Origin of the sequence: Streptomyces angustmyceticus, from assembly GCF_019933235.1 — a bacterium.
Classification (GTDB): domain Bacteria; phylum Actinomycetota; class Actinomycetes; order Streptomycetales; family Streptomycetaceae; genus Streptomyces; species Streptomyces angustmyceticus.
In genome coordinates this window covers 6,168,627-6,192,847 of the sequence record NZ_CP082945.1, presented here as the reverse complement: position 1 = coordinate 6,192,847, position 24,221 = coordinate 6,168,627, and the positions used below count along the sequence as shown (strand labels likewise).

Genomic DNA, 24,221 nt, shown 5'->3' with positions numbered 1-24,221 from the left:
CGGGCCGGCCGCACGGCCTGCCCGGTCCGTCGCCTCAGTTGTGGCTGTGCAGCACCTCGTTGAGGCCGCCCCAGGTCGCCTTGTTCGGGCGGGCCTCGACCGTGCCGGTGGTGGAGTTGCGGCGGAAGAGGATGTTGTCCGCGCCGGACAGCTCCAGGGCCTTGACGATCTGGCCGTCGGGCAGCGTGACGCGGGTACCGGCGGTCACGTACAGCCCGGCCTCGACGACGCACTCGTCGCCGAGCGCGATGCCGATGCCCGATTCGGCGCCCAGCAGGCAGCGCTCGCCGATGGAGATGATCTGCTTGCCGCCGCCCGAGAGGGTGCCCATGGTGGAGGCGCCGCCGCCGATGTCGGAGCCGTCGCCGATGACCACGCCCGCGCTGATCCGGCCCTCGACCATGGAGGTGCCCAGCGTCCCGGCGTTGAAGTTGACGAAGCCCTCGTGCATGACGGTGGTGCCGGCCGCGAGGTGCGCGCCCAGGCGCACCCGGTCGGCGTCCGCGATCCGCACCCCGGCGGGCGCGACGTAGTCGGTCAGCCGCGGGAACTTGTCGATGCTGGTGACCTGAAGGTGCAGCCCCTCGGCGCGGGCGTTCAGCCGCACCGTCTCGACCTGGTCGACGGCCACCGGGCCCAGCGAGGTCCAGGCGACGTTGGCCAGCAGCCCGAAGAGGCCCTCCAGGTTCTGGCCGTGCGGCTTGACCAGGCGGTGGCTGAGGAGGTGGAGGCGCAGGTAGGCGTCGTGCGCGTCCAGCGGCTTGTCGTCGAGGGAGGCGATGACCGTACGGACGGCGACGACCTCGACACCACGGACCGGGTCGGGACCGATCGCCTTGAGCACGGCGGCGCCCAGCAGTTCGGTGGCGCGTGCGTCGTCGAGGTGCTCGGTGCCGGCCGGGCCGGGCGTGCTCACCAGCTCGGGGGCCGGGAACCAGGTGTCCAGCACGGTGCCGTCGGCGGTGACGGTGGCGAGCCCGGCGGCGACGGCGCCGGTGAGAGAGGAAGCGGAAACAGCAGCATCGGTCATATCCGAAACCTAACCGGAGGGCGCCCGCCGAGGCGAACCGGTCTCAGCGATCGGGCCAGGTCCGCGGCCGCGGCCGCCCGTCCGCGGGTCCCGCGCACCGGTCCCGCCGACGGCTCAGCCCAGCACCCCGGCCAGCCCGGCCCGCACCGCCTCGGGGTCGAAGGGCTGCCCGGTCAGCAGATGCTGCAGCACCAGCCCGTCGGTGAGGGCCACCACCGTCCGCGCGGTGCGCAGGTCGCCGATCCGCGCTCCGAGCAGCCGCACCATCTCGTCCAGGCACTCGGCGGCGATCGGCCGCACCGCCTCGTGCCGCAGCGCCGCCAGATACAGCTCGTACTCCAGCTCCATCCGCCGGCGGTCGCCGGACAGCGTGTCCTCGACCAGCCGCGCGACCTCCTCGGCGAGCGGCGCCGCCGGGTCGATGTTGTCCACCCAGCGCGCGAAGTCGGCCAGGCACACGACGTTGGACTGCCGCAGCGCGGCAACCAGCAGCTCGTCCAGGGTCGCGAAGTGGTAGGTGGTCGAGCCGAGCGGGACATCCGCGGCGGCCGCCACGGCACGGTGGCTGAGCCCGGCGATCCCGCACTCGCCGACCACGGCGATCGCCGCGTCGATGATCCGCTGCCGCCGGTCCGGGTCGTAGCGCCGGGCCATCAGTGCGCCCCGTCCAGGTTGAGCACCACGACCCCGGCGATCACCAGCAGCACCCCGAGGATCTTCAGCGCGCTGGCGCTCTCCCCCAGGAACACCATCCCGATCGCCGCGATCACCGCCGTCCCGGCGCCCGACCAGATCGCGTACGCGGTCCCGACACTCATCGACTTGAGCGTCTGCGCCAGCAGCACGAAGGCGACCAGATACCCCGCCCCCGTGGCCAGCGACGGCCACAGCCGGCTGAACCCGTCGCTGTACTTCATCGCGGTGGTCGCCAGGATCTCGGAGAGGATCGCGGCGGCGAGCGTCACATAGACCATGCGTACGAGCGTACACAACGATGCGTACGGGCGTACATAAGCGCGCGTTCCCCTGTGCCCCCACAACGCCGAAACGGCCGTGCCCGCCAGTGGTGGCTGGCGGGCACGGCCGTACTGCTCGGGGGAGCTCGTCAGACGTTGAAGCCCAGCGCGCGGAGCTGCTCGCGGCCGTCGTCGGTGATCTTGTCCGGGCCCCACGGCGGCATCCAGACCCAGTTGATCTTGAGTTCGTTGACGATGCCGTCCGTGGCGGACTTCGCCTGGTCCTCGATGACGTCGGTCAGCGGGCAGGCCGCGGAGGTCAGCGTCATGTCGATGGTGGCGATGTTGGCGTCGTCGACGTGAATGCCGTAGATCAGCCCGAGGTTGACGACATCGATGCCCAGCTCGGGGTCCACGACGTCGTACAGGGCCTCGCGGACCTCTTCCTCGGACGCCGGCTTGGTGGTGGTCGGGGTGTCGGTCATGCGGTCTTCGCCTCCTCGGAGAGGGCCTTGGCCGTGGCGTCCTTCCAGGCCATCCAGCTGAGCAGCGCGCACTTCACACGCGCCGGGTACTTCGAGACACCGGCGAACGCCACCGCGTCCTCCAGCACCTCCTCCATGGCGTCATCCGGCTCGACCTGCCCCTTGGACTGCATCAGCTCCAGAAACGTCTCCTGGATCTTCTGCGCCTCGCCGAGCTCCTTGCCGACCAGGAGGTCGTTGAGCACCGACGCGCTGGCCTGGCTGATGGAGCAGCCCTGGCCCTCGTAGGACACATCCTCGATCGTCGTGCCGTCCAGCCGCACGCGCAGCGTGATCTCGTCGCCGCAGGTGGGGTTGACGTGGTGCACCTCGGCGTCGCCGTCCCGAAGACCGCGCCCGTGCGGGTGCTTGTAGTGGTCCAGGATGACGTCCTGGTACATGGAATCCAGCTTCACGGCTCAGTCAGTCCTCGTCCTCATCCGCTGTGCTTGTTTAACCGAAAAAGTTGCGGACGTGCTCCAGGCCCTCGACCAGGGCGTCGACCTCGGCCGGGGTGGAGTACAGATAGAACGACGCTCGCGTGGTCGCAGGAATTCCGAAGCGCAGGCAGACCGGCCGCGCGCAGTGGTGACCCACGCGGACCGCGATGCCCTGCTCGTCCAGCACCTGGCCGACGTCGTGCGGATGGATGTCACCGAGCGTGAAGGAGAGCGTCGCCCCGCGCTCCTCGGCCGTGCTCGGGCCGATGATGCGCAGGTCGGGGACCTCCAGCAGCCGCTTGACGGCGTACTCGGTGATCGCGTGCTCATGCGCGGCGATGTTGTCCATGCCGATCGAGGAGAGGTAGTCCACGGCCGCGCCGAGGCCGACGGCCTGGGCGATCGGGGGCGTACCGGCCTCGAACTTGTGCGGCGCGGGCGCATAGGTCGAGGAGTGCATCGAGACGGTCTCGATCATCTCGCCGCCGCCGAGGAACGGCGGGAGGTCCTCCAGCAGCTCCTGGCGGCCCCACAGCACACCGATGCCGGTCGGGCCGCACATCTTGTGGCCGGTGAAGGCCACGAAGTCGGCCTGCAGCGCCTGGACGTCCAGCACCATGTGCGGGGCGGCCTGCGAGGCGTCGATGCAGACCAGCGCGCCGACCTCCTGGGCACGGCGGATGATCGTCTCGACCGGGTTGATGGTGCCCATGATGTTCGAGACCAGCGTGAAGGAGACGATCTTCGTCTGCTCGGTGATGATCTCGTCGATGTTGGACAGGTCGAGACGGCCGTCGTCGGTGATGCCGAACCACTTCAGCTTCGCGCCGGTGCGCTGCGAGAGCAGCTGCCACGGCACGATGTTGGAGTGGTGCTCCATCTCCGTGATGACGATCTCGGTCTCGCGGTCCACGCGGTAGGGCTCTTCGGCCCAGCCGAGCATGTTGGCCACGAGGTTGAGCGACTCCGAGGCGTTCTTGGTGAAGATCACCTCGTCGCGGCTCGGCGCGTTGATGAAGGCGGCGACCTTGTCGCGGGCGCCTTCGTACAGCGCCGTGGCCTCCTCGGCGAGCACGTGCACGCCGCGGTGGACGTTGGCGTTGTGACGTTCGTAGTAGGCGTTCAGGGCGTCGAGGACCTGACGCGGCTTCTGCGAGGTCGCCGCGTTGTCCAGGTACACGACCTTCCGCCCGTCGTGGATCTGGCGATCCAGGATGGGGAAGTCCTTACGGATCGCCTCGGTGTCGAGGAGGCCCGGCAGCTGTGTCACGCGGTTGCGCCACCCTTCGTGTACTGCTCGTAGCCCTCGGCCTCCAGCTTGTCGGCGAGCTCGGCGCCGCCGGACTCGGCGATGCGGCCGTTGGCGAAGACGTGGACGTGGTCGGGCTTGATGTAGCGCAGGATGCGCGTGTAGTGGGTGATCAGCAGGGTGCCGACCTCGCCGGTCTCGCGGACGCGGTTGACGCCCTCGGAGACGGTGCGCAGCGCGTCGACGTCCAGACCGGAGTCGGTCTCGTCGAGGATCGCGATCGCGGGCTTCAGCAGCTCCAGCTGGAGGATCTCGTGGCGCTTCTTCTCACCGCCGGAGAAGCCCTCGTTGACGTTGCGCTCGGCGAAGGAGGGGTCCATCTGGAGCCGCTCCATGGCCTCCTTGACCTCCTTGACCCACAGCCGCAGCTTGGGGGCCTCGCCGCGGATCGCGGTCGCGGAGGTGCGCAGGAAGTTGGAGACGGAGACGCCGGGCACCTCGACCGGGTACTGCATGGCGAGGAAGACGCCGGCCCGCGCGCGCTCGTCAACGGACATCTCCAGGACGTTCTCGCCGTCGAGGGTGACGGTGCCGCCGGTGATCGTGTACTTGGGGTGACCCGCGAGGGAGTAGGCGAGGGTCGACTTGCCGGAGCCGTTGGGGCCCATGATGGCGTGCGTCTCGCCCTGCTTCACGGTCAGGTCGACGCCCTTCAGGATCTCGCGCGGGCCGTTCTCGGCCTCGACGGAGACGTGCAGGTCGTGGATCTCAAGCGTTGCCATGGGGAACTCAGGACTCCTGGGTGACGGAGACGAGCACGTCGTCCCCTTCGATCTTTACGGGGTATACGGGGACGGGGCGCGTCGCGGGAAGGCCGCTCGGCTTGCCGGTGCGCAGGTCGAAGCTCGAACCGTGCAGCCAGCACTCGATGGAGCAGTCCTCGACCTCGCCCTCGGAGAGGGAGACGTTGGCGTGCGAGCAGATGTCGTTGATCGCGAACACCTCGCCCTCGGTGCGGACCAAGGAGACGGGCGTGCCGTCGAGTTCCACCCGCTTGGGGGTGTCCTCCTCCAGCTCGCTGAGCGCCGCTGCGCGTACGTAGGTCATGCCGCGGCCGCTTCCAGCTCGGCCTCGACCTTGCTCATCAGACGCTCTTCGACGTCCGGGAGACCGATCTGCTGGACCAGCTCGGCGAAGAAGCCGCGGACGACCAGCCGGCGGGCCTCGTCGGCCGGGATGCCGCGGGCCATCAGGTAGAAGAGCTGCTCGTCGTCGAAGCGGCCGGTCGCCGAGGCGTGGCCGGCGCCGACGATCTCGCCGGTCTCGATCTCCAGGTTGGGCACCGAGTCGACCCGCGCGCCGTCGGTGAGGACGAGGTTGCGGTTGAGCTCGTAGGTGTCCGTGCCGGTCGCCGAGGCCCGGATCAGCACGTCGCCGATCCACACGGCGTGCGCGTCGTCGCCCTGCAGCGCGCCCTTGTACACGACGTGGGAGCGGCAGTTGGTCGCCTCGTGGTCGACGAAGAGACGGTGCTCGTGGTGCTGGCCCTGCTCGGTGAAGTACAGGCCGTAGAACTCGGCCTCGCCGCCGGGAGCCGCGTAGGTGACGCGCGGGTGCAGGCGGACGAGGTCGCCGCCGAAGGTGACGACCACGGACTTGAAGGTGGCGTCCCGGCCGACGAGGGCGTTGTGCTGGCCCGCGTGGACCGCGTGGTCGTCCCAGTCCTGGACGGAGACGACGGTCAGCTTGGCGCCGTCGCCGAGGAGGTAGTCGACGTTGGCGGCGAGCACCGCGTCACCGGTGTGGTCGATGACCACGACGGCCTCGGCGAACGCGCCCAGCTCGATGACCTGGTGGCCGTAGGCCGTGCCGCCCTCGCCGTGGACGCTGATCCGGATCGGCTCGGCGAGCCGGGCCTCCTTGGGGACCGAGATCACCGACGCCTTCTCGAACGAGCTGTACGCCTGGGCGGCGACCCGGTCGACGGGCTTGCCGGCCTTGCCGACCCGCGGGTCGGCGCGGTCGACCAGCTCGTGGGTGACGCCCTCGGGAGCGGTGATGTCGATCTTCAGGTCGGGACCACCGGCCTCGGCGCTGCCGTCGTGCAGGCCCTTCAGGCGCGCGAGGGGGGTGAAGCGCCACTCCTCCTCGCGGCCGTGCGGCACGGGGAAGTCCGCCACGTCGTAGGACGGCGGGGCGCTCATCCGGGTGGCGACGGTGGACTCCGCAGCCACCGCAAGGGAGCCGGTGGTCGTGGAACCGGCCGGGATGTTCTGAGCCTCAGCCATGGCTGTTGTCGTGCTCGCTTTCTGGTTGCGATCCTCGGCCTGCCCGCAGGACGGCCGCCGCGTCGGTCGTTGGGTGTGCCGGGGCCGTCAGCCGACCGCGCCTTCCATCTGCAGCTCGATCAGGCGGTTAAGCTCCAGCGCGTACTCCATCGGCAGCTCACGGGCGATCGGCTCGACGAAGCCGCGCACGATCATCGCCATGGCCTCGTCCTCGGACAGGCCGCGTGCCATCAGGTAGAAGAGCTGGTCCTCGCTGACCTTGGAGACGGTCGCCTCGTGGCCCATGGACACGTCGTCCTCGCGGACGTCGACGTAGGGGTAGGTGTCCGAACGGGAGATGGTGTCCACCAGCAGGGCGTCGCACAGCACGTTGGACTTGGAGCCCGCCGCGCCCTCGCCGATCTCGACCAGACCGCGGTAGGAGGTGCGGCCGCCGCCTCGCGCCACCGACTTGGAGACGATGTTGGAGGAGGTGTTCGGCGCCATGTGGACCATCTTGGAGCCGGCGTCCTGGTGCTGGCCCTCGCCCGCGAAGGCGATGGACAGGGTCTCGCCCTTGGCGTGCTCGCCCATCAGGTAGACGGCCGGGTACTTCATGGTCACCTTGGAGCCGAGGTTGCCGTCGACCCACTCCATGGTCGCGCCCTCGTAGGCGACGGCGCGCTTGGTGACCAGGTTGTAGACGTTGTTCGACCAGTTCTGGATGGTCGTGTAGCGGCAGCGGCCGCCCTTCTTCACGATGATCTCGACGACCGCGGAGTGCAGCGAGTCCGACTTGTAGATCGGCGCGGTGCAGCCCTCGACGTAGTGGACGTAGGCGTCCTCGTCGACGATGATCAGCGTCCGCTCGAACTGGCCCATGTTCTCGGTGTTGATCCGGAAGTAGGCCTGCAGCGGGATGTCGACGTGGACACCCTTGGGCACGTAGATGAACGAGCCGCCGGACCACACCGCGGTGTTCAGCGACGCGAACTTGTTGTCGCCGACCGGGATGACCGTGCCGAAGTACTCCTGGAAGATCTCCGGGTGCTCCTTGAGCGCGGTGTCGGTGTCCAGGAACAGGACGCCCTGCGCCTCCAGGTCCTCGCGGATCTGGTGGTAGACGACCTCGGACTCGTACTGCGCGGCGACACCGGCGACCAGGCGCTGCTTCTCCGCCTCGGGGATGCCGAGCTTGTCGTAGGTGTTCTTGATGTCCTCGGGCAGGTCCTCCCAGGAGGCGGCCTGCTGCTCCGTGGAGCGGACGAAGTACTTGATGTTGTCGAAGTCGATGCCCGACAGGTCCGAGCCCCAGTTCGGCATGGGCTTCTTGTCGAACAGCTTCAGACCCTTGAGGCGGAGCTTGAGCATCCACTCCGGCTCGTTCTTCTTCGCCGAGATGTCGCGGACGACGGCCTCGGAAAGACCGCGCTTGGCGGAGGCGCCGGCCACGTCGGAGTCGGCCCAGCCGTATTCGTACTTGCCCAGGCCCTCGAGCTCGGGGTGAGCAGTCTCCGTGGGGAGCGTCATGCGGGGTTCCTCCCGGCCGTGCTTGCAGATGCTGTGGTGGTCTTGGTGGTGCGTGCGGTGCTGTGCGCGGCCGCCTTGCCGGCGCCGGCCTTCGGGACGAAGGTCGTGCACACCCCGTCGCCGTGGGCGATGGTGGCGAGCCGCTGCACATGGGTCCCGAGCAATCGGGAGAAGACCTCGGTCTCCGCCTCGCACAGCTGCGGGTACTGCTCGGCGACATGGGCGACCGGGCAGTGGTGCTGGCAGAGCTGTTCACCGAGCTGGGGATTGGGGGCGCTGCGCGCCGTAGCAGCGTACCCGTCCGCGGTCAACGCCTTCGCCAGGGCCTCGGTACGGGCCTGGGGATCGGCGCTCTCCACGGCCTCGCGGTAGCCCTCCGCCTGGGCGGCGAGCCGTGCGCGGGCGAACGCGGCGACGGCGGCCTCGCCCTTCTCGCCGCCGCCCGCGCTCTGCGCGATCCAGCGCAGCGCGTCGGAGGCGAGCTGGTCGTAGGCCTGGTCGAAGGCGTCCCGGCCGCAGTCGGTGAGGACGAATGCCTTGGCCGGGCGGCCGCGGCCGCGCGCGCCGTAGACCCGCTTCTCGCGGGGTTCGACGACGCCCTCGGCGGCCAGCGCGTCCAGGTGCCGGCGTACGGCGGCCTGGGTCAGCTTCAGCCGCAGTGCCAGCTCGGCCGCGGTGGACGGACCGTGGTCGAGGATGGAGCGGGCGACGCGGTTGCGGGTGCCCTGTGCTTCGTCGTGCGGCGCCGGGGCGGGCGCGGCGTCCGGTGCGCGGCGCTCGGTCTGCTCGGGCGCGGAGGGGGCCGGCCCGGCGGTCTGCTCGACCTCGGGCCCTTCCTGTTCCTCGCTCGCGTATTTCACAACGCCATTGTTGCGTAATTAATCGAAGCGATACAAGCCTCGTCCGGATCACGGACGGGTGGCCTCTATCACTTAGGCTGCCCTAATTCAAGCGCCTTCCGAGCCCCTCACCACCGCCCCGACCTGCGACGGGCCGGTCCCGCCCGGAGGGGCGCACCAGGGCGCGCGACGCGGCGGAATCAGGGCGGCCGCACACCGCCGTATTGCGTACCCCGGCGTGAAAAAGCTCCGGCGCCCCCGTTGAAGAACGCCCCGCCACTCTCCGTAGACTGCCCGCCATGCCCAGCACCTCCCCGGGGGGCGACCCCCGGCCCCCCGGACGAGAGCCTGCCGTCGAGATCGTCGGCCTGGTCAAGCGGTACGGGACCAAGACCGCCGTGGACGGCCTCGACCTGACCGTCGCGCGCGGCGCGGTGACCGCCGTGCTCGGCCCCAACGGCGCCGGCAAGACCACCACCGTCGAGACCTGCGAGGGCTACCGCCGCCCGGACGCCGGCCGGGTCCGCGTCCTGGGCCTGGACCCGGTCGCCGACGCCGCCGCGCTGCGCCCGCGGATCGGCGTGATGCTGCAGTCCGGCGGCGTCTACGCGGGCGCCAGGGCGGAGGAGATGCTGCGGCACACCGCCACCCTGCACGCCCACCCCCTCGACGTCGGGGCGCTCATCGAGCGCCTCGGCCTGGGCAGCTGCGGGCGCACCCCCTACCGGCGGCTGTCCGGCGGCCAGCAGCAGCGCCTCGCGCTGGCGATGGCCGTGGTCGGACGCCCCGAGCTGGTCTTCCTCGACGAGCCGACGGCCGGCCTCGACCCCCAGGCCCGGCACGCCACCTGGGACCTCGTACGGGAGCTGCGCGCCGACGGCGTCAGCACCGTGCTGACCACGCACTTCATGGACGAGGCCGAGCAGCTCGCGGACGATGTCGCGATCATCGACGGCGGCCGGGTGATCGCCCAGGGCACGCCGGACGAGCTGTGCCGCGGCGGCGCGGAGAACAGCCTGCGCTTCACCGGACGCCCCGGCCTCGACCTCGCCTCGCTCCTCAAGGCGCTGCCCGCCGACAGCGCCGCCGCGGAACCGGCCTCCGGCGTCTACCGCGTCCACGGCAAGGTCAACCCGCAGCTGCTGGCCACCGTCGCCTCCTGGTGCGCCCAGAACGGCGTGATGCCCGACGCGATAGCCGTCGAGCGCCACACCCTGGAGGACGTCTTCCTGGAGCTCACCGGCAAGGAGCTGCGCGCATGAATCACGGCCACCCGATGTCCGGCCGGGGGTCCGGGGGTCGCCCCCCGAGAAAGCACAGCCTGGAGCTCACCGGCAAGGAGCTGCGCGCATGAATCACGGCCACCCGATGTCCGGCCGGGGGTCCGGGGGTCGCCCCCCGGGAAAGCACAGCCTGGAGCTGACCGGCAAGGAGCTGCGCGCATGACCGCCCTGGAGGCCGGAAACGGCACCGCCGCCGGCACCGGCACGTTCGCCCCGCGGCCCGGCGCGGCCCCGCTGCCCCGGATGATCCGCGCGCAGGCGGCCCTGGAGACCAGGATGCTGCTGCGCAACGGTGAGCAGCTGCTGCTGACCGTCATCATCCCGACGCTGCTGCTGGTGCTGTTCTCCGCCGTCGACATCATCGCGGTGCCCACCGGCACGGCCGGCGGCAAGGGCAGCGCCGTGGACTTTCTGGCGCCCGGCATCCTGGCGCTCGCCGTGATGTCGACCGCCTTCACCGGCCAGGCCATCGCGACCGGCTTCGAGCGGCGCTACGGCGTGCTCAAGCGGCTCGCGGTCTCGCCGCTGCCGCGCTGGGGCCTGATGGCCGCGAAGACCTGCGCGGTGCTGGTCACCGAGGTCCTGCAGACCGTGCTGCTGACGGCCGTGGCCCTGGCGCTGGGCTGGTCCCCGCAGGGCAACCCGCTCCACGCGGTGCTGCTGCTCGCGCTGGGCACCGCCGCCTTCTCGGGCCTGGGCCTGCTGATGGCCGGCACGCTCAAGGCGGAGGCCACCCTGGCGGCCGCCAACCTGGTGTTCCTGCTGCTGCTGGTCGGCGGCGGCGTGATCGTCCCGCTGGACAAGTTCCCGGAGGCCGTGCAGAGCGTGCTCGGGCTGCTGCCGATCGCGGCGCTGTCCGACGGGCTGCGCGACGTCCTCCAGCACGGCGCCGGCATCCCCTGGCGCGACCTCGGCGTCCTGGCCGTCTGGTCGGTGCTCGGCCTCGGCACGGCGGCCCGCTTCTTCCGCTGGGAGTGAGCCGCGCGGCGGCCGCCGCGGTGCCGGCCGGCTGCCCGGCGCACCCCTCGTGAAAACATGCACAAGGACCCGCCTACGATGTCTCCCGTGCCGAACTCGCTGAACCCCCTTGAGCTGATCGCCCGCCGCTGGCAGCCGTCCGCGGCCTTCGTGCGGCGGGCCGCGCTGGCCACCGTCGTGATGGCCGTGATCATCGTCGTCACCGGGGGCGCCGTCCGGCTCTCCCAGTCCGGACTGGGCTGCTCGACCTGGCCCAAGTGCACGCCGGACAGCCTGACCCCGACCGCCGCGATGGGCATCAACGGCATCATCGAGTTCGGCAACCGCATGCTGACCGACGTGCTGTGCGTGGTCGTCGGGCTGTTCATCATCGCCGCCCGCGCCCGCCACCCCCGGCGCCGCTCGCTCACCCGCCTCGGCTGGGCGCAGTTCTGGCTCGTCATGACCAACGCCGTCGTCGGCGGCATCACGGTCCTCACCGGCCTGAACCCGTACATCGTCAGCTCGCACTTCCTGGCGGCCACCGGCCTGCTCACGGTCGCCATGCTGAGCTGGAAGCGGGCGTGCGAGGGCGACGAGGAGCCCCGCGAGCTGGTCGCCCGTCCGGTGCGGCAGCTGGCGTGGCTGCTGGTGGGGGCGGCCGCCGCACTCACCGTCATCGGCACGGTCGTCACCGGCGCCGGCCCGCACGCCGGCGACGCGAAGAAAGTCCACCGCATCCCGCTGGACTGGCAGGAGATCACCCAGCTGCACGTCGACTTCGTCTACATCGTCGTCGGCCTGACCGTCGCGCTGTGGTTCACCCTGCGGGCCGTCAAGGCGCCGGCCGCCCCGCGCCGGACGGTCCTGGAGCTGTTCGTCTGCCTCCTCCTGCAGGGCGTCATCGGCTACGTCCAGTACTTCACGGGCCTGCCCGAGATCGTCATCGGGTTCCACATGCTGGGGTCGGCCCTGGTGTGGGTCTGTGTGCTGCGGGTCGCCCTGTCGCTGCGCGACCGCGGGCCGCTCCCGGAGGAGGACCCGGCCGGGTCCGTTCCCACGGGCGAGGCGGAGGCGCCGGAGCCTCAGCCCGCCTCCGCGCTCAGCCGGTAGACCCGGCGGGCGGTCCCCGACCCGACCATCTCGGTGATCCGCCGCCCGTCCTCGGCGCCGCACAGCCCCTCGTCGGCCCACTCCCGGACCAGGCGCCCCATGGCGCGCAGGAAGCGCTGCGCGCCGGTCACATAGAGCTCGGGCAGCCCGCGGGCGCCCGAGGAGAACAGCAGCTTGCCGAACGGCGCCCGGCCGAGCGTCTCCTCGGGGCACGGCCCGGCGTCCGCGTACACATGGGGGTGCACCGCGGCGAGCTCCGCCGCCCGCCGGTGGTGCGGCGCCCGCGGCAGCAGGACGAGGTCGGGGCCGATGCCGGCCGTGGCGCGCAGGAAGCCCGCCAGCGGCCGCGGATCGCGGCAGTGCAGCTGCACCGGAAGGCCGGCCGCCACCGCGCTCCACAGCAGGTGCCGTACGAGCGTGGGCTCGCCGAGCCGCTCCCCGGGGCGGCGGCCGCACAGCCAGCGGTCCGCGGCGCGCCGTACCTCGCCCGCGCCGGGGGCGTGCCCGTCGCAGTGGGCGGCCCCGGAGGCGAAGGCGGTGGCGTGCTGGGCCGCGGCGTAGAGGGCCTCGGCGGTGTAGCCGAGGAAGGAGTCGACGCTGCCGGAGGTGTCGGCGACCTGCTCGGCGAGCGGTTCGAGCCGGACGATCTCGTGGGCGCCGGTCCCGGCGGCGGTGGCCAGTTCGCAGGCCGAGGTCAGCTCGCCGGGGGCGCCGGCCTCCAGCAGGAACGTGCCGATGCCGGAGCCCCGCAGCAGCAGCCGGCCCGCCCGGTAGGCGCCCACCTCGCGCCTGCGGGCCAGGTAGCGGGCGGGCGGGCACCGCGGTTCCAGGCCGAGCAGCGGGGGGCACCAGCGGCGTATCGCCAGGCCGGTGAGGCTGTCGAAGTAGGTGGTGCCGACGGGGGCCGGGCCCCGGGCGCCGACCGCGGCGGCGAGGTGGGTCTCGAAGGAGCCGAGGCCGAGCTCACCGTGCACCGCGCCGTGGCTGTGCTGGTCGATGAGCGGTGGAAGCCCGTCCATCCGCTCCTCCTCGCCGTGGACCCGCCGGGCGCGGCCCGAGCGCCGCGCCCGGTGGGCTTAACGGGCGAGGAGGTGGTGAGGTAGCGGGCTCCGCTTCCGGCGTGCGCTCCGGCGCACGGCGCGCGGCCCCGGTGGGTCAGCCGTTGGCCGGGCCGCCCACCTGGATGCCCGCCATCCGGGACCACTCGTAGCGGCCGGTGCGGACCTTGGCGGCGAGGTCGCCGTCGAAGTCGTCGTGGAGCGTGAGGCCCGCCTTGCCGGCGGCGTCCTGGGCGGATCCGAAGGTGTCCGCGACGAGGTTGCCCCACTCGCCGTCGGCGCCGACCAGCGCGATCCGGGTGCGGCCCCGGCCGATGTGCGCGAGCTGGCCCTCGGCGCTGCCGCCGTGTGCGGCGGCGAAGGCGCGGATCTGCTTGGCGAGCCGGTCCGCCTGCTTGCCGGCCCGCTTGTCGGTGCGCGTCCGGGCCGCCGCGTCGGCCCCGGTCTCCGTCTGCTCGTCCGCCTGCTGGGTGTCTGCCATGAACAGCATGCTACCCATCGGTAATCAACGAAGGAAGGGATCCACGGCGACGGCGACGAAGAGCAGCGACACATAGGTGATGGACCAGTGGAACAGCCGCATCTCCTTGAGCTTGGCGCCGGTGATCCCGGCCTTCGCGCGGGCCTGGAGACCGTGCGCCTCCTTGAGCCAGAAGGCGCCGCAGGCGACCGCGACGACGGTGTAGAACCAGCCCGTGTAGCCCAGCGGCTGCAGCAGCAGCGACACGGCCACCATCACCCAGCTGTAGGCGACGATCTGCCGCGCGACGACCTTGTTGCCCGCGACGGCCGGCAGCATCGGCACCCCGACCCGCTCGTAGTCGTCCTTGACCTTCATCGAGAGCGGCCAGTAATGCGGCGGCGTCCAGAAGAAGATGACCAGGAAGAGGATGAACGAGGCCCAGGAGACGGAGTTCGTCACCGACGACCAGCCGATGAAGACCGGCATGCAGCCCGCGATGCCGCCCCAGACGATGTTCTGCGTGGTGCGGCGCTTGAGGATCATCGTGTAGACGACCACGTAGAAAAGCAGCGCACCGAGCGACAGCATCGCCGACAGCGGGTTGACGAGGAACCAGAACAGGGCCGTGGACCCCACCGCGAGGGCGGTCGCGAAGACCAGGCACTCGCGGGGGCTCACCATGCCGGTGACCAGGGGCCGCTGGGACGTACGGTCCATCAGCGCGTCGATGTCGCGGTCGAGGTACATGTTGAACGCGGCGGCACCGCCGGCGGAGAGGTATCCGCCGACGCAGGTCACCAGCACCAGCCACAGGTTCGGCACACCACCGGCGGCCAGGAACATCACCGGCACCGTGGTCATCAGCAGCAGCTCGATGACCCGCGGCTTGGTCAGCTCCACGAACGCCTTGACGCGGGCCCCGAACGGCCGGTCGCCGGGACTCCCGGGGACCGGAGAAAGCGCCCCCACAGGACGGGATTCGACGGCCGTCACGCACACCCCTGGAAGTAACATCAGCGGCCTGTTGCCGCGGAAGAAATTAGGCCTGCAAGCCCATCCGGCCGTGAATACCCGGTGAAGGGCCTGCGCGTACCACGCCACTTTAGACGTTGGCCATAGAGCGATCTTCGCGGGGGTGGGGTCGTGTTGGGTGCCGCGCGGCGGGCGCCCGGCGGCATCTTCCGGCGGCCGTCCGCCCGGTGTTCGGGAGGCGAAGGCGACCGCCTCCCGGCAGTCTGGTGCGTAGGACCGTCGCCTCGGGGACGGGAATGCTCCCGGCCCCGGTGCGGTTGCCCGAAGCGACGAGCTGTCGTGCCGTTCCGGCCTGCGACTGAGCGCCGGGAACATCGACTGAGCGTCGAAAAGACGCACGCACTTGCGGGGGTAGGCTCGACACCGCCTGGCGGACATACCGTCCGCGGCATTCGACATGTGGAGAGGAGCCCTGACTCAGGGTGAGCACCAAGCCGACCACCACAGACCTCGAGTGGACCGAACTGGATCAGCGGGCAGTGGATACGGTCCGTGTCCTGGCCATGGATTCCGTGCAGAAGGTCGGTAACGGCCATCCGGGTACGGCCATGAGCCTGGCTCCGGCCGCCTACCTTCTCTTCCAGAAGATGATGCGGCACGACCCGGCGGATCCCAACTGGACCGGCCGCGACCGTTTCATTCTCTCCGCGGGCCACTCCAGCCTGACCCTCTACATCCAGCTCTACCTCGCCGGCTACGGCCTGGAGCTGGACGACCTGAAGTCGTTCCGCACCTGGGAGTCGAAGACCCCCGGCCACCCCGAGTACGGCCACACGGCCGGCGTGGAGACCACCACCGGCCCGCTGGGCCAGGGCGTCGCCAACGCGGTGGGCATGGCGATGGCCGCCCGCTACGAGCGCGGCCTCTTCGACCCGGACGCGCCGGAGGGCAGCTCGCCCTTCGACCACCACATCTACGCCATCGCCGGTGACGGCTGCCTGCAGGAGGGCATCTCCGCGGAGGCCTCCTCGCTCGCGGGCCACCAGAAGCTCGGCAACCTCATCATGCTGTGGGACGACAACCACATCTCGATCGAGGGCGACACCGAGACCGCCGTCTCCGAGGACACCTGCAAGCGCTACGAGGCCTACGGCTGGCACGTCCAGCGGGTGGCCCCGAAGGCCAACGGCGACCTCGACCCCGAGGCGCTGCACCACGCCATCGAGGCGGCCAAGGCCGAGACCGGGCGCCCGTCGTTCATCGCGATGCGCTCGATCATCGCCTGGCCGGCCCCCAACGCGCAGAACACCGAGGCCGCGCACGGCTCGGCGCTGGGCGAGGAGGAGGTCGCGGCCACCAAGCGCGTCCTCGGCTTCGACCCGGAGCAGTCCTTCGAGGTCCCCGAGGAGGTGCTCGCGCACACCCGCGCCGCCCTCGACCGCGGCCGCGACCTGGAGAAGGAGTGGGACAAGCGGTTCGCCGACTGGCGCACCACCAACCCCGAGCACGCCGCGGAGTTCGACCGCGTCGCCGCCGGTGAGCTGCCCGCGGGCTGGGAGGACCACCTCCCGTCGTTCGAGACCGGCAAGGCCGTGGCCACCCGCGCCGCGTCCGGCAAGGTGCTGCACGCGCTCGGCGCGGTCATCCCCGAGCTGTGGGGCGGTTCCGCGGACCTCGCGGGCTCGAACAACACCACGATCGACAAGACCTCGTCGTTCCTGCCGGAGGGCAACCCCCTGCCGGGCGCGAACCCGTACGGCCGCACGATCCACTTCGGTATCCGCGAGCACTCCATGGCCGCGGAGATGAACGGCATCACGCTGCACGGCAACACCCGGGTCTACGGCGGCACCTTCCTGGTGTTCTCCGACTACATGCGCAACGCCGTCCGGCTGTCCGCGCTGATGCACCTGCCGGTGACGTACGTGTGGACGCACGACTCCATCGGCCTGGGCGAGGACGGCCCGACCCACCAGCCGGTCGAGCACCTGGCCTCGCTGCGCGCCATCCCGAACCTGAACGTCGTCCGCCCGGCCGACGCCAACGAGACCGCGCTCGCCTGGCGCGAGATCCTCAAGCGCTGGACCAAGGAGTACGGCGTCGGCGCCCCGCACGGCCTCGCGCTGACCCGCCAGGGCGTGCCGACGTACCCGGCCGACGAGAACACCGTCAAGGGCGGCTACGTCCGGTTCGAGGCCGAGGACGCCGACGGCAGGGCCGTCACGCCGCAGGTCGTGCTGATCGGTACCGGCTCCGAGCTGCAGCTCGCCGTCGAGGCGCGCGAGCAGCTGCAGGCCGAGGGTGTGCCCACCCGCGTGGTGTCGATGCCGTCGGTCGAGTGGTTCGACCAGCAGGACCAGGCCTACCGCGACAGCGTGCTCCCGCCGTCCGTCAGGGCCCGGGTCGCCGTCGAGGCCGGCATCGGTCTGACCTGGTACCGCTTCGTCGGTGACGCCGGTCGCATCGTGTCCCTGGAGCACTTCGGTGCCTCGGCCGATGCCAAGACCCTGTTCCGCGAGTTCGGCTTCACCGCCGACGCGGTCGCCTCCGCCGCCCGGGAATCCCTCGCCGCCGCCGCGCGCTGACGACGCCCGCACACGACAAGTAGGAGATGCAGAACCCATGACAGACGCACTCAAGCGCCTCTCCGACGAAGGCGTCGCGATCTGGCTGGACGACCTGTCGCGCAAGCGCATCACGTCCGGCAACCTCGCCGAGCTGATCGACCAGCAGCACGTCGTCGGTGTCACGACGAACCCGTCGATCTTCCAGAAGGCGATCTCCGCGGGCGACGGCTACGAGCAGCAGGTCGCCGACCTCGCCGCCCGCAAGGTCACCGTCGAGGAGGCCATCCGCATGATCACGACGGCGGACGTCCGCGACGCCGCCGACATCCTGCGCCCGGTCTTCGACGCCACCGGCGGCCAGGACGGCCGGGTCTCCATCGAGGTGGACCCGCGCCTGGCGCACCACACCGTCCCGACCATCGCCGAGGCCAAGCAGCTGGCCTGGCTGGTGGACCGCCCCAACACGCTGATCAAGATCCCGGCCACCAAGGCGGGCCTCCCGGCGATCACCGAGGTCATCGGCCTGGGCATCAGCGTCAACGTCACCCTGATCTTCTCTCTGGAGCGCTACCGCGAGGTCATGGACGCCTACCTCGCGGGCCTGGAGAAGGCCAAGGCCGCGGGCCTGGACCTGTCCCTGATCCGTTCGGTCGCCTCGTTCTTCGTGTCCCGGGTGGACACCGAGATCGACCAGCGCCTGGAGAAGCTGGGCACGGACGAGGCCAAGGCCCTCAAGGGCAAGGCCGCGCTGGCCAACGCCCGGCTGGCCTACCAGGCGTACGAGGAGGTCTTCTCCTCGGAGCGCTGGGCCGCCCTCGACAAGGCCGGCGCCAACAAGCAGCGTCCGCTGTGGGCCTCGACCGGCGTCAAGGACCCCGCGTACAAGGACACCCTGTACGTCGACGACCTGGTCGCCCCGGGCACGGTCAACACCATGCCGGAGGCCACCCTGGAGGCCACCGCCGACCACGGCCAGATCACCGGTGACACGGTGCGCGCCACGTACGACGCCGCCAAGGCCGACCTGGCGGCGATCGGGAAGCTCGGGATCTCGTACGACGACGTCGTCCAGGTCCTGGAGGACGAGGGCGTGGAGAAGTTCGAGGCGTCCTGGAACGACCTGCTCAAGTCCACGGAGGCGGAGCTCGAGCGCCTCGCTCCCTCGGAGGGCTGATCTCCCTTGTCTGATGCACACGGAGCCAACCCGCTTCGTGACGCCCTGGACCGACGGCTCCCGCGTATCGCGGGGCCGTCGGGTCTGGTGATCTTCGGCGTCACGGGCGATTTGTCCCGTAAAAAGCTGATGCCCGCCGTCTACGACCTGGCCAACCGCGGTCTGCTGCCGCCGGGCTTCTCGCTCGTCGGGTTCGCCCGCCGCGAGTGGGAGCACGAGGACTTCGCGCAGGAGGTGTACGCGGCGGTCAAGGAGCACGCCCGCACGCCGTTCCGCGAGGAGGTCTGGCAGCAGCTGGTCCAGGGCTGCCGTTTCGTCCAGGGCAACTTCGACGACGACGAGGCCTTCGAAACGCTGAAGGAGACGATAAACGAGCTCGACAAGGCGCAGGGCACCGGCGGCAACTTCGCCTTCTACCTGTCCGTGCCCCCGAAGTTCTTCCCCCAGGTCGTCCAGCAGCTGAAGAAGCACGGGCTGGCCGACCAGAAGGAGGACTCCTGGCGGCGCGCGGTCATCGAGAAGCCCTTCGGGCACAACCTGGAGAGCGCCAAGGAGCTCAACCGGATCGTCCACGAGGTCTTCCCGCCCCACGAGGTCTTCCGGATCGACCACTACCTGGGCAAGGAGACGGTCCAGAACATCCTGGCGCTGCGGTTCGCCAACACGATGTTCGAGCCGCTGTGGAACCGCAGCTATGTCGACCACGTCCAGATCACGATGGCCGAGGACATCGGCATCGGCGGCCGGGCCGGCTACTACGACGGCATCGGCGCCGCCCGTGACGTCATCCAGAACCACCTCCTCCAGCTGCTCGCGCTGACCACCATGGAGGAGCCCGCCTCCTTCGAGGCCGACGCGCTGGTCGCGGAAAAGACCAAGGTGCTGGGCGCGGTCCGGCTGCCCAAGGACCTCGGCAAGGAGACGGTCCGCGCGCAGTACGCGGAGGGCTGGCAGGGCGGCGAGAAGGCCGTCGGCTACCTCCAGGAAGACGGTATCGACCCCAAGTCGAAGACCGACACCTACGCCGCGATCAAGCTGTCGATCGACAACCGCCGCTGGGCGGGCGTCCCCTTCTACCTGCGCACCGGCAAGCGCCTGGGCCGCCGCGTCACCGAGATCGCGGTGGTCTTCCAGCGCGCCCCGCACTCCCCCTTCGACCGCACCGCCACCGAGGAGCTGGGGCAGAACGCCCTGGTCATCCGGGTGCAGCCGGACGAGGGCGTGACCGTCAGGTTCGGCTCCAAGGTCCCGGGCACCTCGATGGAGGTACGGGACGTGTCGATGGACTTCGCCTACGGCGAGTCCTTCACGGAGTCCAGCCCCGAGGCCTACGAGCGGCTCATCCTCGACGTGCTGCTCGGCGACGCCAACCTCTTCCCGCGTGTGGAGGAGGTGGAGCAGTCCTGGCGGATCCTCGACCCGATCGAGGCGTACTGGGAGAAGCACGGCAGGCCCGCGCAGTACCCGGCGGGCACCTGGGGCCCCGCCGAGGCGGACGAAATGCTCGCACGAGACGGACGGAGCTGGCGTCGGCCATGAAGATCGATTTGACGGACACCACGTCCAGCAAGATCAACAAAGCGCTGGTCGACGGGCGCCGCGCGATCGGCACCCCGGCCATAGGCATGGTGCTCACCCTCGTCATCGTCACCGACGAGGAGAACGCCTACGACGCGCTGAAGGCCGCCAACGACGCGTCCCGTGAGCACCCCTCGCGCACCCTCGTCGTCGTCAAGCGGGTCAGCCGGTCGCCGCGCGACCGCGCCAAGGCGCGCCTCGACGCCGAGGTGCGGCTCGGCACCGACGCCGGCACCGGCGAGACGGTCATACTCCGGCTCTACGGCGATGTGATCGACCACGCCCAGTCGGTGGTGCTCCCGCTGCTGCTGCCGGACGCGCCGGTCGTGGTCTGGTGGGCGGTGAACGCCCCGCTGGACCCCGCCAAGGACCCGCTCGGCGCGCTGGCCCAGCGCCGCGTCACCGACGCGTACGCCGCCGAGCAGCCCATCGAGGAGCTGTCGGCGCGCGCGGACACCTACACCCCGGGCGACACCGACCTGTCCTGGGCCCGCATCACGCCCTGGCGCTCGATGCTGGCGGCGGCGCTCGACCAGGCCCCGTGCACGGTCAGCTCGGCCGAGGTGACCGGCGAGGAGTTCAACCCCAGCTGCGAGCTGCTCGCCATGTGGCTGGCCGACCGGCTCCGGGTCCCGGTCACCCGCAAGGTGTCCGACGGCCCCGGTCTGACGGCCGTGCGGCTGGAGTCCAGCAGCGGCGCGATCGTGCTGGACCGCCCGGACGGTTCGCTGGCCACGCTCTCCATGCGCGGCCAGCCCGACCGCGCGGTGGCGCTCAAGCGGCGGGACACCGCCGAGCTGCTCGCCGAGGAGCTGCGCCGGCTCGACCCGGACGAGATCTACGCCGGCGCCCTGCGGTACGGCGTGGACCGGATCGGAGACGGCACCGCCGGTCAGCCGGCGGCCGCCGAGGAGGCACCGGCCAAGCCCGCGGCGAAGAAGGCCGCCAAGAAGGCGGCCGCCAAGTGAGCGCTCCGCAGGTCGTCGTCCACCGCGACAAGGAGCTGATGGCCAAGGCCGCGGCGGCCCGGCTGATCACGAAGATCGTGGACGCCCAGTCCGCCCGCGGCTCTGCCTCCGTGGTGCTGACCGGCGGGCGCAACGGCAACGGGCTGCTCGCGGCCCTCGCCGAGGCGCCCGCCCGCGACGCCGTGGACTGGTCCCGCCTCGACCTGTGGTGGGGCGACGAGCGGTTCCTGCCGGACGGCGATCCGGAGCGCAACCACACCCAGGCCCGGCAGGTGCTGCTGGACAGCGTCCCACTGGACCCGGCCCGGGTGCATCCGATGCCCCCGTCGGACGGCCCGTGCGGCAACGACGCCGACGCGGCCGCCGCGGCGTACGCGACCGAACTGGCCGCCGCCGCGGGCCCCGAGGACCACGGCCCGGTGCCCTCCTTCGACGTCCTGCTGCTGGGCGTCGGCCCGGACACCCATGTGGCCTCGCTCTTCCCCGAGCTGCCCGCGGTCCACGAGCAGGAGCGGACGGTGGTGGGGGTGCACGGCGCGCCGAAGCCGCCGCCCACCCGCACCTCGCTGACCCTGCCCGCGATCCGCGCGGCACGGGAGGTCTGGCTGCTGGCGGCCGGCGAGGACAAGGCCAACGCCGCGGCCATCGCCCTCTCCGGCGCCGGGGAGGTGCAGGCCCCGGCGGCCGGCGCCCGGGGCCGCAGCCGGACCCTGTGGCTGCTGGACGAGGCGGCGGCGGCCCAGCTCCCCCGCGGCCTCTACCCGCCGGCGTCGGCCTGAGGGCCGCACCGGAACAGGCCGAAGGCCCCGCACCCCCGAGGGTGCGGGGCCTTCGGCGTCACCGCGGTCACCGGGCCGCCGCCTCCCGGCTCAACGCCCGCGCAGCGCCCGGTACTTGGCGACCAGACCTGCCGTGGAGGCGTCCAGGCCCGGCACCTCGGCGCCCTCCGTCAGGGCCGGTTCGACACGCTTGGCGAGGACCTTGCCCAGCTCCACGCCCCACTGGTCGAAGGAGTCGATGTTCCAGACCGCGCCCTGGACGAACACCTTGTGCTCGTAGAGCGCGACCAGCTGGCCCAGCACCGAGGGGCTGAGTTCGCCGGCCAGGATGGTGGTGGTGGGTCGGTTGCCAGGGAACGTCTTGTGCGGCACCAGTTCCTCTGCCACGCCCTCGGCACGCACCTCCTCGGGCGTCTTGCCGAACGCCAGCGCCTGTCCCTGGGCGAACAGGTTGGCCATCAGCAGGTCGTGCTGGGCGACCAGGCCCGGCTGCAGATCGTCGACCGGCCGGGCGAAGCCGATGAAGTCGGCCGGGATCAGCTTGGTGCCCTGGTGGAGCAGCTGGTAGTAGGCGTGCTGGCCGTTGGTGCCGGGCGTGCCCCAGACGACGGGGCCGGTCTGCCAGTCGACGCGGCGGCCCTCGCGGTCCACGGACTTGCCGTCGGACTCCATGTCCAGCTGCTGGAGATAGGCGGTGAACTTGGAGAGGTAGTGGCTGTAGGGCAGCACGGCGTGCGCCTGGGCGTCCCAGAAGTTGCCGTACCAGACGCCCAGCAGCCCGAGCAGCAGCGGGGCGTTCTCCTCCGGCGGGGCGCTGCGGAAGTGCTCGTCGACGAGGTGGAAGCCGGCCAGCATCTCGCGGAAGCGCTCCGGGCCGATCGCGACCATCAGCGACAGGCCGATGGCGGAGTCGTAGGAGTAGCGGCCGCCGACCCAGTCCCAGAACTCGAACATGTTGTCCGTGTCGATGCCGAACTCCGCCACCTTCCCGGCGTTGGTCGACACCGCCACGAAGTGCTTGGCGACGGCCTCCTGGCCGGCCCCCAGACCGGTCAGCAGCCAGTCGCGCGCCGAGGTGGCGTTGGTGATGGTCTCGATGGTGGTGAAGGTCTTCGAGGCGACGATGAACAGTGTCTCGGCCGGGTCCAGGTCGCGGACCGCCTCGTGCAGGTCGGCGCCGTCCACGTTGGAGACGAAGCGGAACTGCATGTCCCGGTGGCTGTAGGCGCGCAGCGCCTCGTACGCCATCGCCGGGCCCAGGTCCGAGCCGCCGATGCCGATGTTGACGACGGTCTTGATGCGCCGGCCCGTGTGGCCCTTCCAGTCGCCGGAGCGGACCCGGTCGCTGAAGGTGCCCATCCTCGTCAGGACGTGGTGCACGCCGGGCACGACGTTCTCGCCGTCGCTCATGATCGCCTCGGAGGCGGGGGCGCGCAGCGCGACGTGCAGCACGGAGCGCTGCTCGGTGATGTTGATCTTCTCCCCGCGGAACATCGCGTCCCGCAGCTCGGCCACGCCGGTCGCCGCGGCCAGGTCGCGCAGCAGCCGCAGCGTCTCGTCGGTGACCAGCTGCTTGGAGAAGTCCAGGTGCAGGTCGCCGACCTGGAGGGTGTAGCGCTCGGCGCGCCCCGGGTCCCGCTCGAACAGCTCGCGCAGATGCACCTGCGCCATCTGCTCGCGGTGCTTGCCCAGCGCGGTCCACTCAGGCAACTGATCGAGCCTGCTGCGGCCTTCTGCGTTCATCTCGGACATCAGCCTTCTTCATCTCGTACCGGCCCCGCCGCCCCCCAACCTAATTGATCAGCGCGCGAGGGGAGCACCTCCCACTCGAGCGAAGCCGAGAGCGGGGGAAGGTATCTGTCCGCCGCGGGACGGGGCGCTGTCGGACACCTGAAGAACAGGTGGCGGCGCCGGCGCCCCGGGGGCCGCCGCGCGGGGCGGCGGATACGCGAGCGGCCCGGCCGGAGGGCGGTGTGTCCCTCCGGCCGGGCCGGCCGGTGTGTCTGCGGGTCCGTCAGATCTCGCCGCGGAGCTTGGCGAGTGCCTCCGCGAGGATCGCCTCGCCGTCGGCGTCGCTGCGCCGCTCCCGGACGTAGGCGAGGTGGGTCTTGTACGGCTCGGTGCGCGGCGGGTCCGGCGGGCTGTCCCGGTCCTTGCCTGCCGGGAAACCACAGCGCGGGCAGTCCCAGGTGTCCGGAACCTGCGCGTCGCCGGCGAAGCTGGGCTGCGTCTCGTGCCCGTTGGAGCACCAGAAGGAGATGCGGGTGCGCGGCGCGGACTCGCCGCGCTCGGCCTCCCCCATCGGCCCCGCCCCGACCCGACTTCCTCGGATCGCGTTGCCACTTGCCACGGTCGTAACTCCCTGCGTAATGGTGCTGCACAGCCTCTCGCAGCAGCTGCGCTGCGGAACGCCCCAGTCTACGTAAGGCCCAACGCGCGTCCAGTGGCTGGAGTTACCCGTCCGAGGACGCCTC

At 71.1% G+C, this 24,221-nt stretch carries 24 protein-coding genes; 8 read left to right on the top strand and 16 right to left on the bottom strand.

Features of this window, described 5'->3' with window-relative positions; translation table 11 throughout:
• Positions 1-34: 34 nt before the first annotated feature.
• From dapD to K7396_RS27555, 11 genes are all read right to left on the bottom strand, one after another.
• The gene (gene dapD, locus K7396_RS27605) at positions 35-1,030 is read right to left on the bottom strand and encodes a 2,3,4,5-tetrahydropyridine-2,6-dicarboxylate N-succinyltransferase (RefSeq protein WP_086717996.1); all 996 of its coding nucleotides are present in this window, start codon (positions 1,028-1,030) and stop codon (positions 35-37) included.
• Between the two features lie 114 nt (positions 1,031-1,144).
• Positions 1,145-1,684: a TetR/AcrR family transcriptional regulator gene (locus tag K7396_RS27600; RefSeq protein ID WP_086717998.1), complete on the bottom strand. Its 540-nt coding sequence runs from the start codon at positions 1,682-1,684 to the stop codon at positions 1,145-1,147.
• Positions 1,684-2,004, bottom strand: a complete 321-nt coding sequence (locus tag K7396_RS27595) for a DMT family transporter (protein ID WP_086718000.1) — start codon at positions 2,002-2,004, stop codon at positions 1,684-1,686. The genes K7396_RS27600 and K7396_RS27595 overlap by 1 nt, the downstream gene beginning before the upstream one ends.
• A 131-nt stretch (positions 2,005-2,135) precedes the next feature.
• Entirely contained in the window at positions 2,136-2,471 is a 336-nt protein-coding gene (locus K7396_RS27590) for a metal-sulfur cluster assembly factor (protein WP_086718002.1), read from the bottom strand.
• Complete coding sequence (gene sufU / locus K7396_RS27585; protein ID WP_086718015.1) at positions 2,468-2,926, bottom strand: Fe-S cluster assembly sulfur transfer protein SufU; 459 nt, start codon at positions 2,924-2,926, stop codon at positions 2,468-2,470. Before sufU ends, K7396_RS27590 begins: the two co-directional genes overlap by 4 nt.
• A gap of 37 nt (positions 2,927-2,963) precedes the next feature.
• On the bottom strand, positions 2,964-4,220 hold the full coding sequence (locus tag K7396_RS27580; protein ID WP_086718017.1) for a cysteine desulfurase: 1,257 nt from the start codon (positions 4,218-4,220) through the stop codon (positions 2,964-2,966).
• Positions 4,217-4,981 carry a Fe-S cluster assembly ATPase SufC gene (gene sufC / locus K7396_RS27575; RefSeq protein WP_086718019.1) on the bottom strand — a complete coding sequence of 255 codons (765 nt, stop codon included), beginning with the start codon at positions 4,979-4,981 and terminating at the stop codon, positions 4,217-4,219. The genes K7396_RS27580 and sufC overlap by 4 nt, the downstream gene beginning before the upstream one ends.
• 7 nt (positions 4,982-4,988) lie before the next feature.
• Complete coding sequence (locus K7396_RS27570; RefSeq protein WP_030086270.1) at positions 4,989-5,306, bottom strand: non-heme iron oxygenase ferredoxin subunit; 318 nt, start codon at positions 5,304-5,306, stop codon at positions 4,989-4,991.
• Complete coding sequence (sufD, locus tag K7396_RS27565) at positions 5,303-6,487, bottom strand: Fe-S cluster assembly protein SufD (protein ID WP_086718021.1); 1,185 nt, start codon at positions 6,485-6,487, stop codon at positions 5,303-5,305. Before sufD ends, K7396_RS27570 begins: the two co-directional genes overlap by 4 nt.
• Positions 6,488-6,574: 87 nt before the next feature.
• Positions 6,575-7,996 (bottom strand): Fe-S cluster assembly protein SufB, encoded by a 1,422-nt coding sequence (sufB, locus tag K7396_RS27560; RefSeq protein WP_086718023.1) that lies wholly within the window; start codon positions 7,994-7,996, stop codon positions 6,575-6,577.
• On the bottom strand, positions 7,993-8,856 hold the full coding sequence (locus tag K7396_RS27555; protein WP_086718029.1) for a helix-turn-helix transcriptional regulator: 864 nt from the start codon (positions 8,854-8,856) through the stop codon (positions 7,993-7,995). Before K7396_RS27555 ends, sufB begins: the two co-directional genes overlap by 4 nt.
• Positions 8,857-9,134: 278 nt before the next feature.
• Between K7396_RS27555 and K7396_RS27550 the strand changes: the two genes are divergently transcribed.
• The 3 genes from K7396_RS27550 to K7396_RS27540 all read left to right on the top strand — a co-directional run bounded on the left by K7396_RS27550 (position 9,135) and on the right by K7396_RS27540 (position 12,188).
• Positions 9,135-10,097, top strand: a complete 963-nt coding sequence (locus tag K7396_RS27550; RefSeq protein WP_152104955.1) for an ABC transporter ATP-binding protein — start codon at positions 9,135-9,137, stop codon at positions 10,095-10,097.
• 180 nt (positions 10,098-10,277) lie between these two features.
• Positions 10,278-11,096 (top strand): ABC transporter permease, encoded by an 819-nt coding sequence (locus tag K7396_RS27545; protein WP_086719589.1) that lies wholly within the window; start codon positions 10,278-10,280, stop codon positions 11,094-11,096.
• An 87-nt stretch (positions 11,097-11,183) separates the two neighbouring features.
• On the top strand, positions 11,184-12,188 hold the full coding sequence (locus K7396_RS27540) for a COX15/CtaA family protein (RefSeq protein WP_086719596.1): 1,005 nt from the start codon (positions 11,184-11,186) through the stop codon (positions 12,186-12,188).
• Here the strand turns inward: K7396_RS27540 and K7396_RS27535 are convergent.
• The 3 genes from K7396_RS27535 to K7396_RS27525 all read right to left on the bottom strand — a co-directional run bounded on the left by K7396_RS27535 (position 12,161) and on the right by K7396_RS27525 (position 14,702).
• Positions 12,161-13,207, bottom strand: a complete 1,047-nt coding sequence (locus tag K7396_RS27535) for an amidohydrolase (protein WP_086719588.1) — start codon at positions 13,205-13,207, stop codon at positions 12,161-12,163. The genes K7396_RS27540 and K7396_RS27535 overlap by 28 nt on opposite strands.
• Positions 13,208-13,343: 136 nt before the next feature.
• Complete coding sequence (locus K7396_RS27530; RefSeq protein WP_174886987.1) at positions 13,344-13,736, bottom strand: type 1 periplasmic-binding domain-containing protein; 393 nt, start codon at positions 13,734-13,736, stop codon at positions 13,344-13,346.
• Positions 13,737-13,751: 15 nt separating this feature from the next.
• Positions 13,752-14,702: a heme o synthase gene (locus K7396_RS27525; RefSeq protein WP_373866958.1), complete on the bottom strand. Its 951-nt coding sequence runs from the start codon at positions 14,700-14,702 to the stop codon at positions 13,752-13,754.
• Between the two features lie 461 nt (positions 14,703-15,163).
• Here K7396_RS27525 and tkt point away from each other — a divergent pair, with 461 nt between their 5' ends.
• Genes tkt through pgl form a run of 5 tightly spaced genes read left to right on the top strand, consistent with a single transcriptional unit; the run spans position 15,164 to position 21,747 of the window.
• A complete protein-coding gene (tkt, locus tag K7396_RS27520; RefSeq protein WP_086719586.1) occupies positions 15,164-17,266 on the top strand; it encodes a transketolase in 2,103 nt (700 codons plus the stop codon).
• Between the two features lie 37 nt (positions 17,267-17,303).
• Complete coding sequence (tal, locus tag K7396_RS27515; RefSeq protein ID WP_086719585.1) at positions 17,304-18,422, top strand: transaldolase; 1,119 nt, start codon at positions 17,304-17,306, stop codon at positions 18,420-18,422.
• Positions 18,423-18,428: 6 nt separating this feature from the next.
• Positions 18,429-19,961 (top strand): glucose-6-phosphate dehydrogenase, encoded by a 1,533-nt coding sequence (gene zwf, locus K7396_RS27510; RefSeq protein ID WP_086719584.1) that lies wholly within the window; start codon positions 18,429-18,431, stop codon positions 19,959-19,961.
• Positions 19,958-20,968, top strand: a complete 1,011-nt coding sequence (opcA, locus tag K7396_RS27505) for a glucose-6-phosphate dehydrogenase assembly protein OpcA (RefSeq protein ID WP_086719583.1) — start codon at positions 19,958-19,960, stop codon at positions 20,966-20,968. Before zwf ends, opcA begins: the two co-directional genes overlap by 4 nt.
• Entirely contained in the window at positions 20,965-21,747 is a 783-nt protein-coding gene (gene pgl, locus K7396_RS27500; RefSeq protein ID WP_086719582.1) for a 6-phosphogluconolactonase, read from the top strand. Before opcA ends, pgl begins: the two co-directional genes overlap by 4 nt.
• A 90-nt stretch (positions 21,748-21,837) precedes the next feature.
• On the opposite strand, the gene pgi is transcribed toward pgl, so the two are convergent.
• Positions 21,838-23,490 carry a glucose-6-phosphate isomerase gene (gene pgi / locus K7396_RS27495; RefSeq protein WP_086719594.1) on the bottom strand — a complete coding sequence of 551 codons (1,653 nt, stop codon included), beginning with the start codon at positions 23,488-23,490 and terminating at the stop codon, positions 21,838-21,840.
• Positions 23,491-23,761: 271 nt separating this feature from the next.
• Positions 23,762-24,097 carry an RNA polymerase-binding protein RbpA gene (locus K7396_RS27490; RefSeq protein ID WP_006606296.1) on the bottom strand — a complete coding sequence of 112 codons (336 nt, stop codon included), beginning with the start codon at positions 24,095-24,097 and terminating at the stop codon, positions 23,762-23,764.
• Positions 24,098-24,221 lie beyond the last annotated feature (124 nt).

What these genes read in the sequence shown, in the direction of transcription:
- sufC (WP_086718019.1), bottom strand. Translation starts at nt 4,981, where the DNA reads ATGGCAACGCTTGAGATCCACGACCTGCACGTCTCCGTCGAGGCCGAG.
- sufB (WP_086718023.1), bottom strand. Translation starts at nt 7,996, where the DNA reads ATGACGCTCCCCACGGAGACTGCTCACCCCGAGCTCGAGGGCCTGGGC.
- K7396_RS27570 (WP_030086270.1), bottom strand. Translation starts at nt 5,306, where the DNA reads ATGACCTACGTACGCGCAGCGGCGCTCAGCGAGCTGGAGGAGGACACC.
- dapD (WP_086717996.1), bottom strand. Translation starts at nt 1,030, where the DNA reads ATGACCGATGCTGCTGTTTCCGCTTCCTCTCTCACCGGCGCCGTCGCC.
- tal (WP_086719585.1), top strand. Translation starts at nt 17,304, where the DNA reads ATGACAGACGCACTCAAGCGCCTCTCCGACGAAGGCGTCGCGATCTGG.
- K7396_RS27550 (WP_152104955.1), top strand. Translation starts at nt 9,135, where the DNA reads ATGCCCAGCACCTCCCCGGGGGGCGACCCCCGGCCCCCCGGACGAGAG.
- K7396_RS27595 (WP_086718000.1), bottom strand. Translation starts at nt 2,004, where the DNA reads ATGGTCTATGTGACGCTCGCCGCCGCGATCCTCTCCGAGATCCTGGCG.
- K7396_RS27535 (WP_086719588.1), bottom strand. Translation starts at nt 13,207, where the DNA reads ATGGACGGGCTTCCACCGCTCATCGACCAGCACAGCCACGGCGCGGTG.
- K7396_RS27600 (WP_086717998.1), bottom strand. Translation starts at nt 1,684, where the DNA reads ATGGCCCGGCGCTACGACCCGGACCGGCGGCAGCGGATCATCGACGCG.
- opcA (WP_086719583.1), top strand. Translation starts at nt 19,958, where the DNA reads ATGAAGATCGATTTGACGGACACCACGTCCAGCAAGATCAACAAAGCG.
- K7396_RS27590 (WP_086718002.1), bottom strand. Translation starts at nt 2,471, where the DNA reads ATGACCGACACCCCGACCACCACCAAGCCGGCGTCCGAGGAAGAGGTC.
- K7396_RS27530 (WP_174886987.1), bottom strand. Translation starts at nt 13,736, where the DNA reads ATGCTGTTCATGGCAGACACCCAGCAGGCGGACGAGCAGACGGAGACC.
- pgi (WP_086719594.1), bottom strand. Translation starts at nt 23,490, where the DNA reads ATGAACGCAGAAGGCCGCAGCAGGCTCGATCAGTTGCCTGAGTGGACC.
- sufD (WP_086718021.1), bottom strand. Translation starts at nt 6,487, where the DNA reads ATGGCTGAGGCTCAGAACATCCCGGCCGGTTCCACGACCACCGGCTCC.
- K7396_RS27545 (WP_086719589.1), top strand. Translation starts at nt 10,278, where the DNA reads ATGACCGCCCTGGAGGCCGGAAACGGCACCGCCGCCGGCACCGGCACG.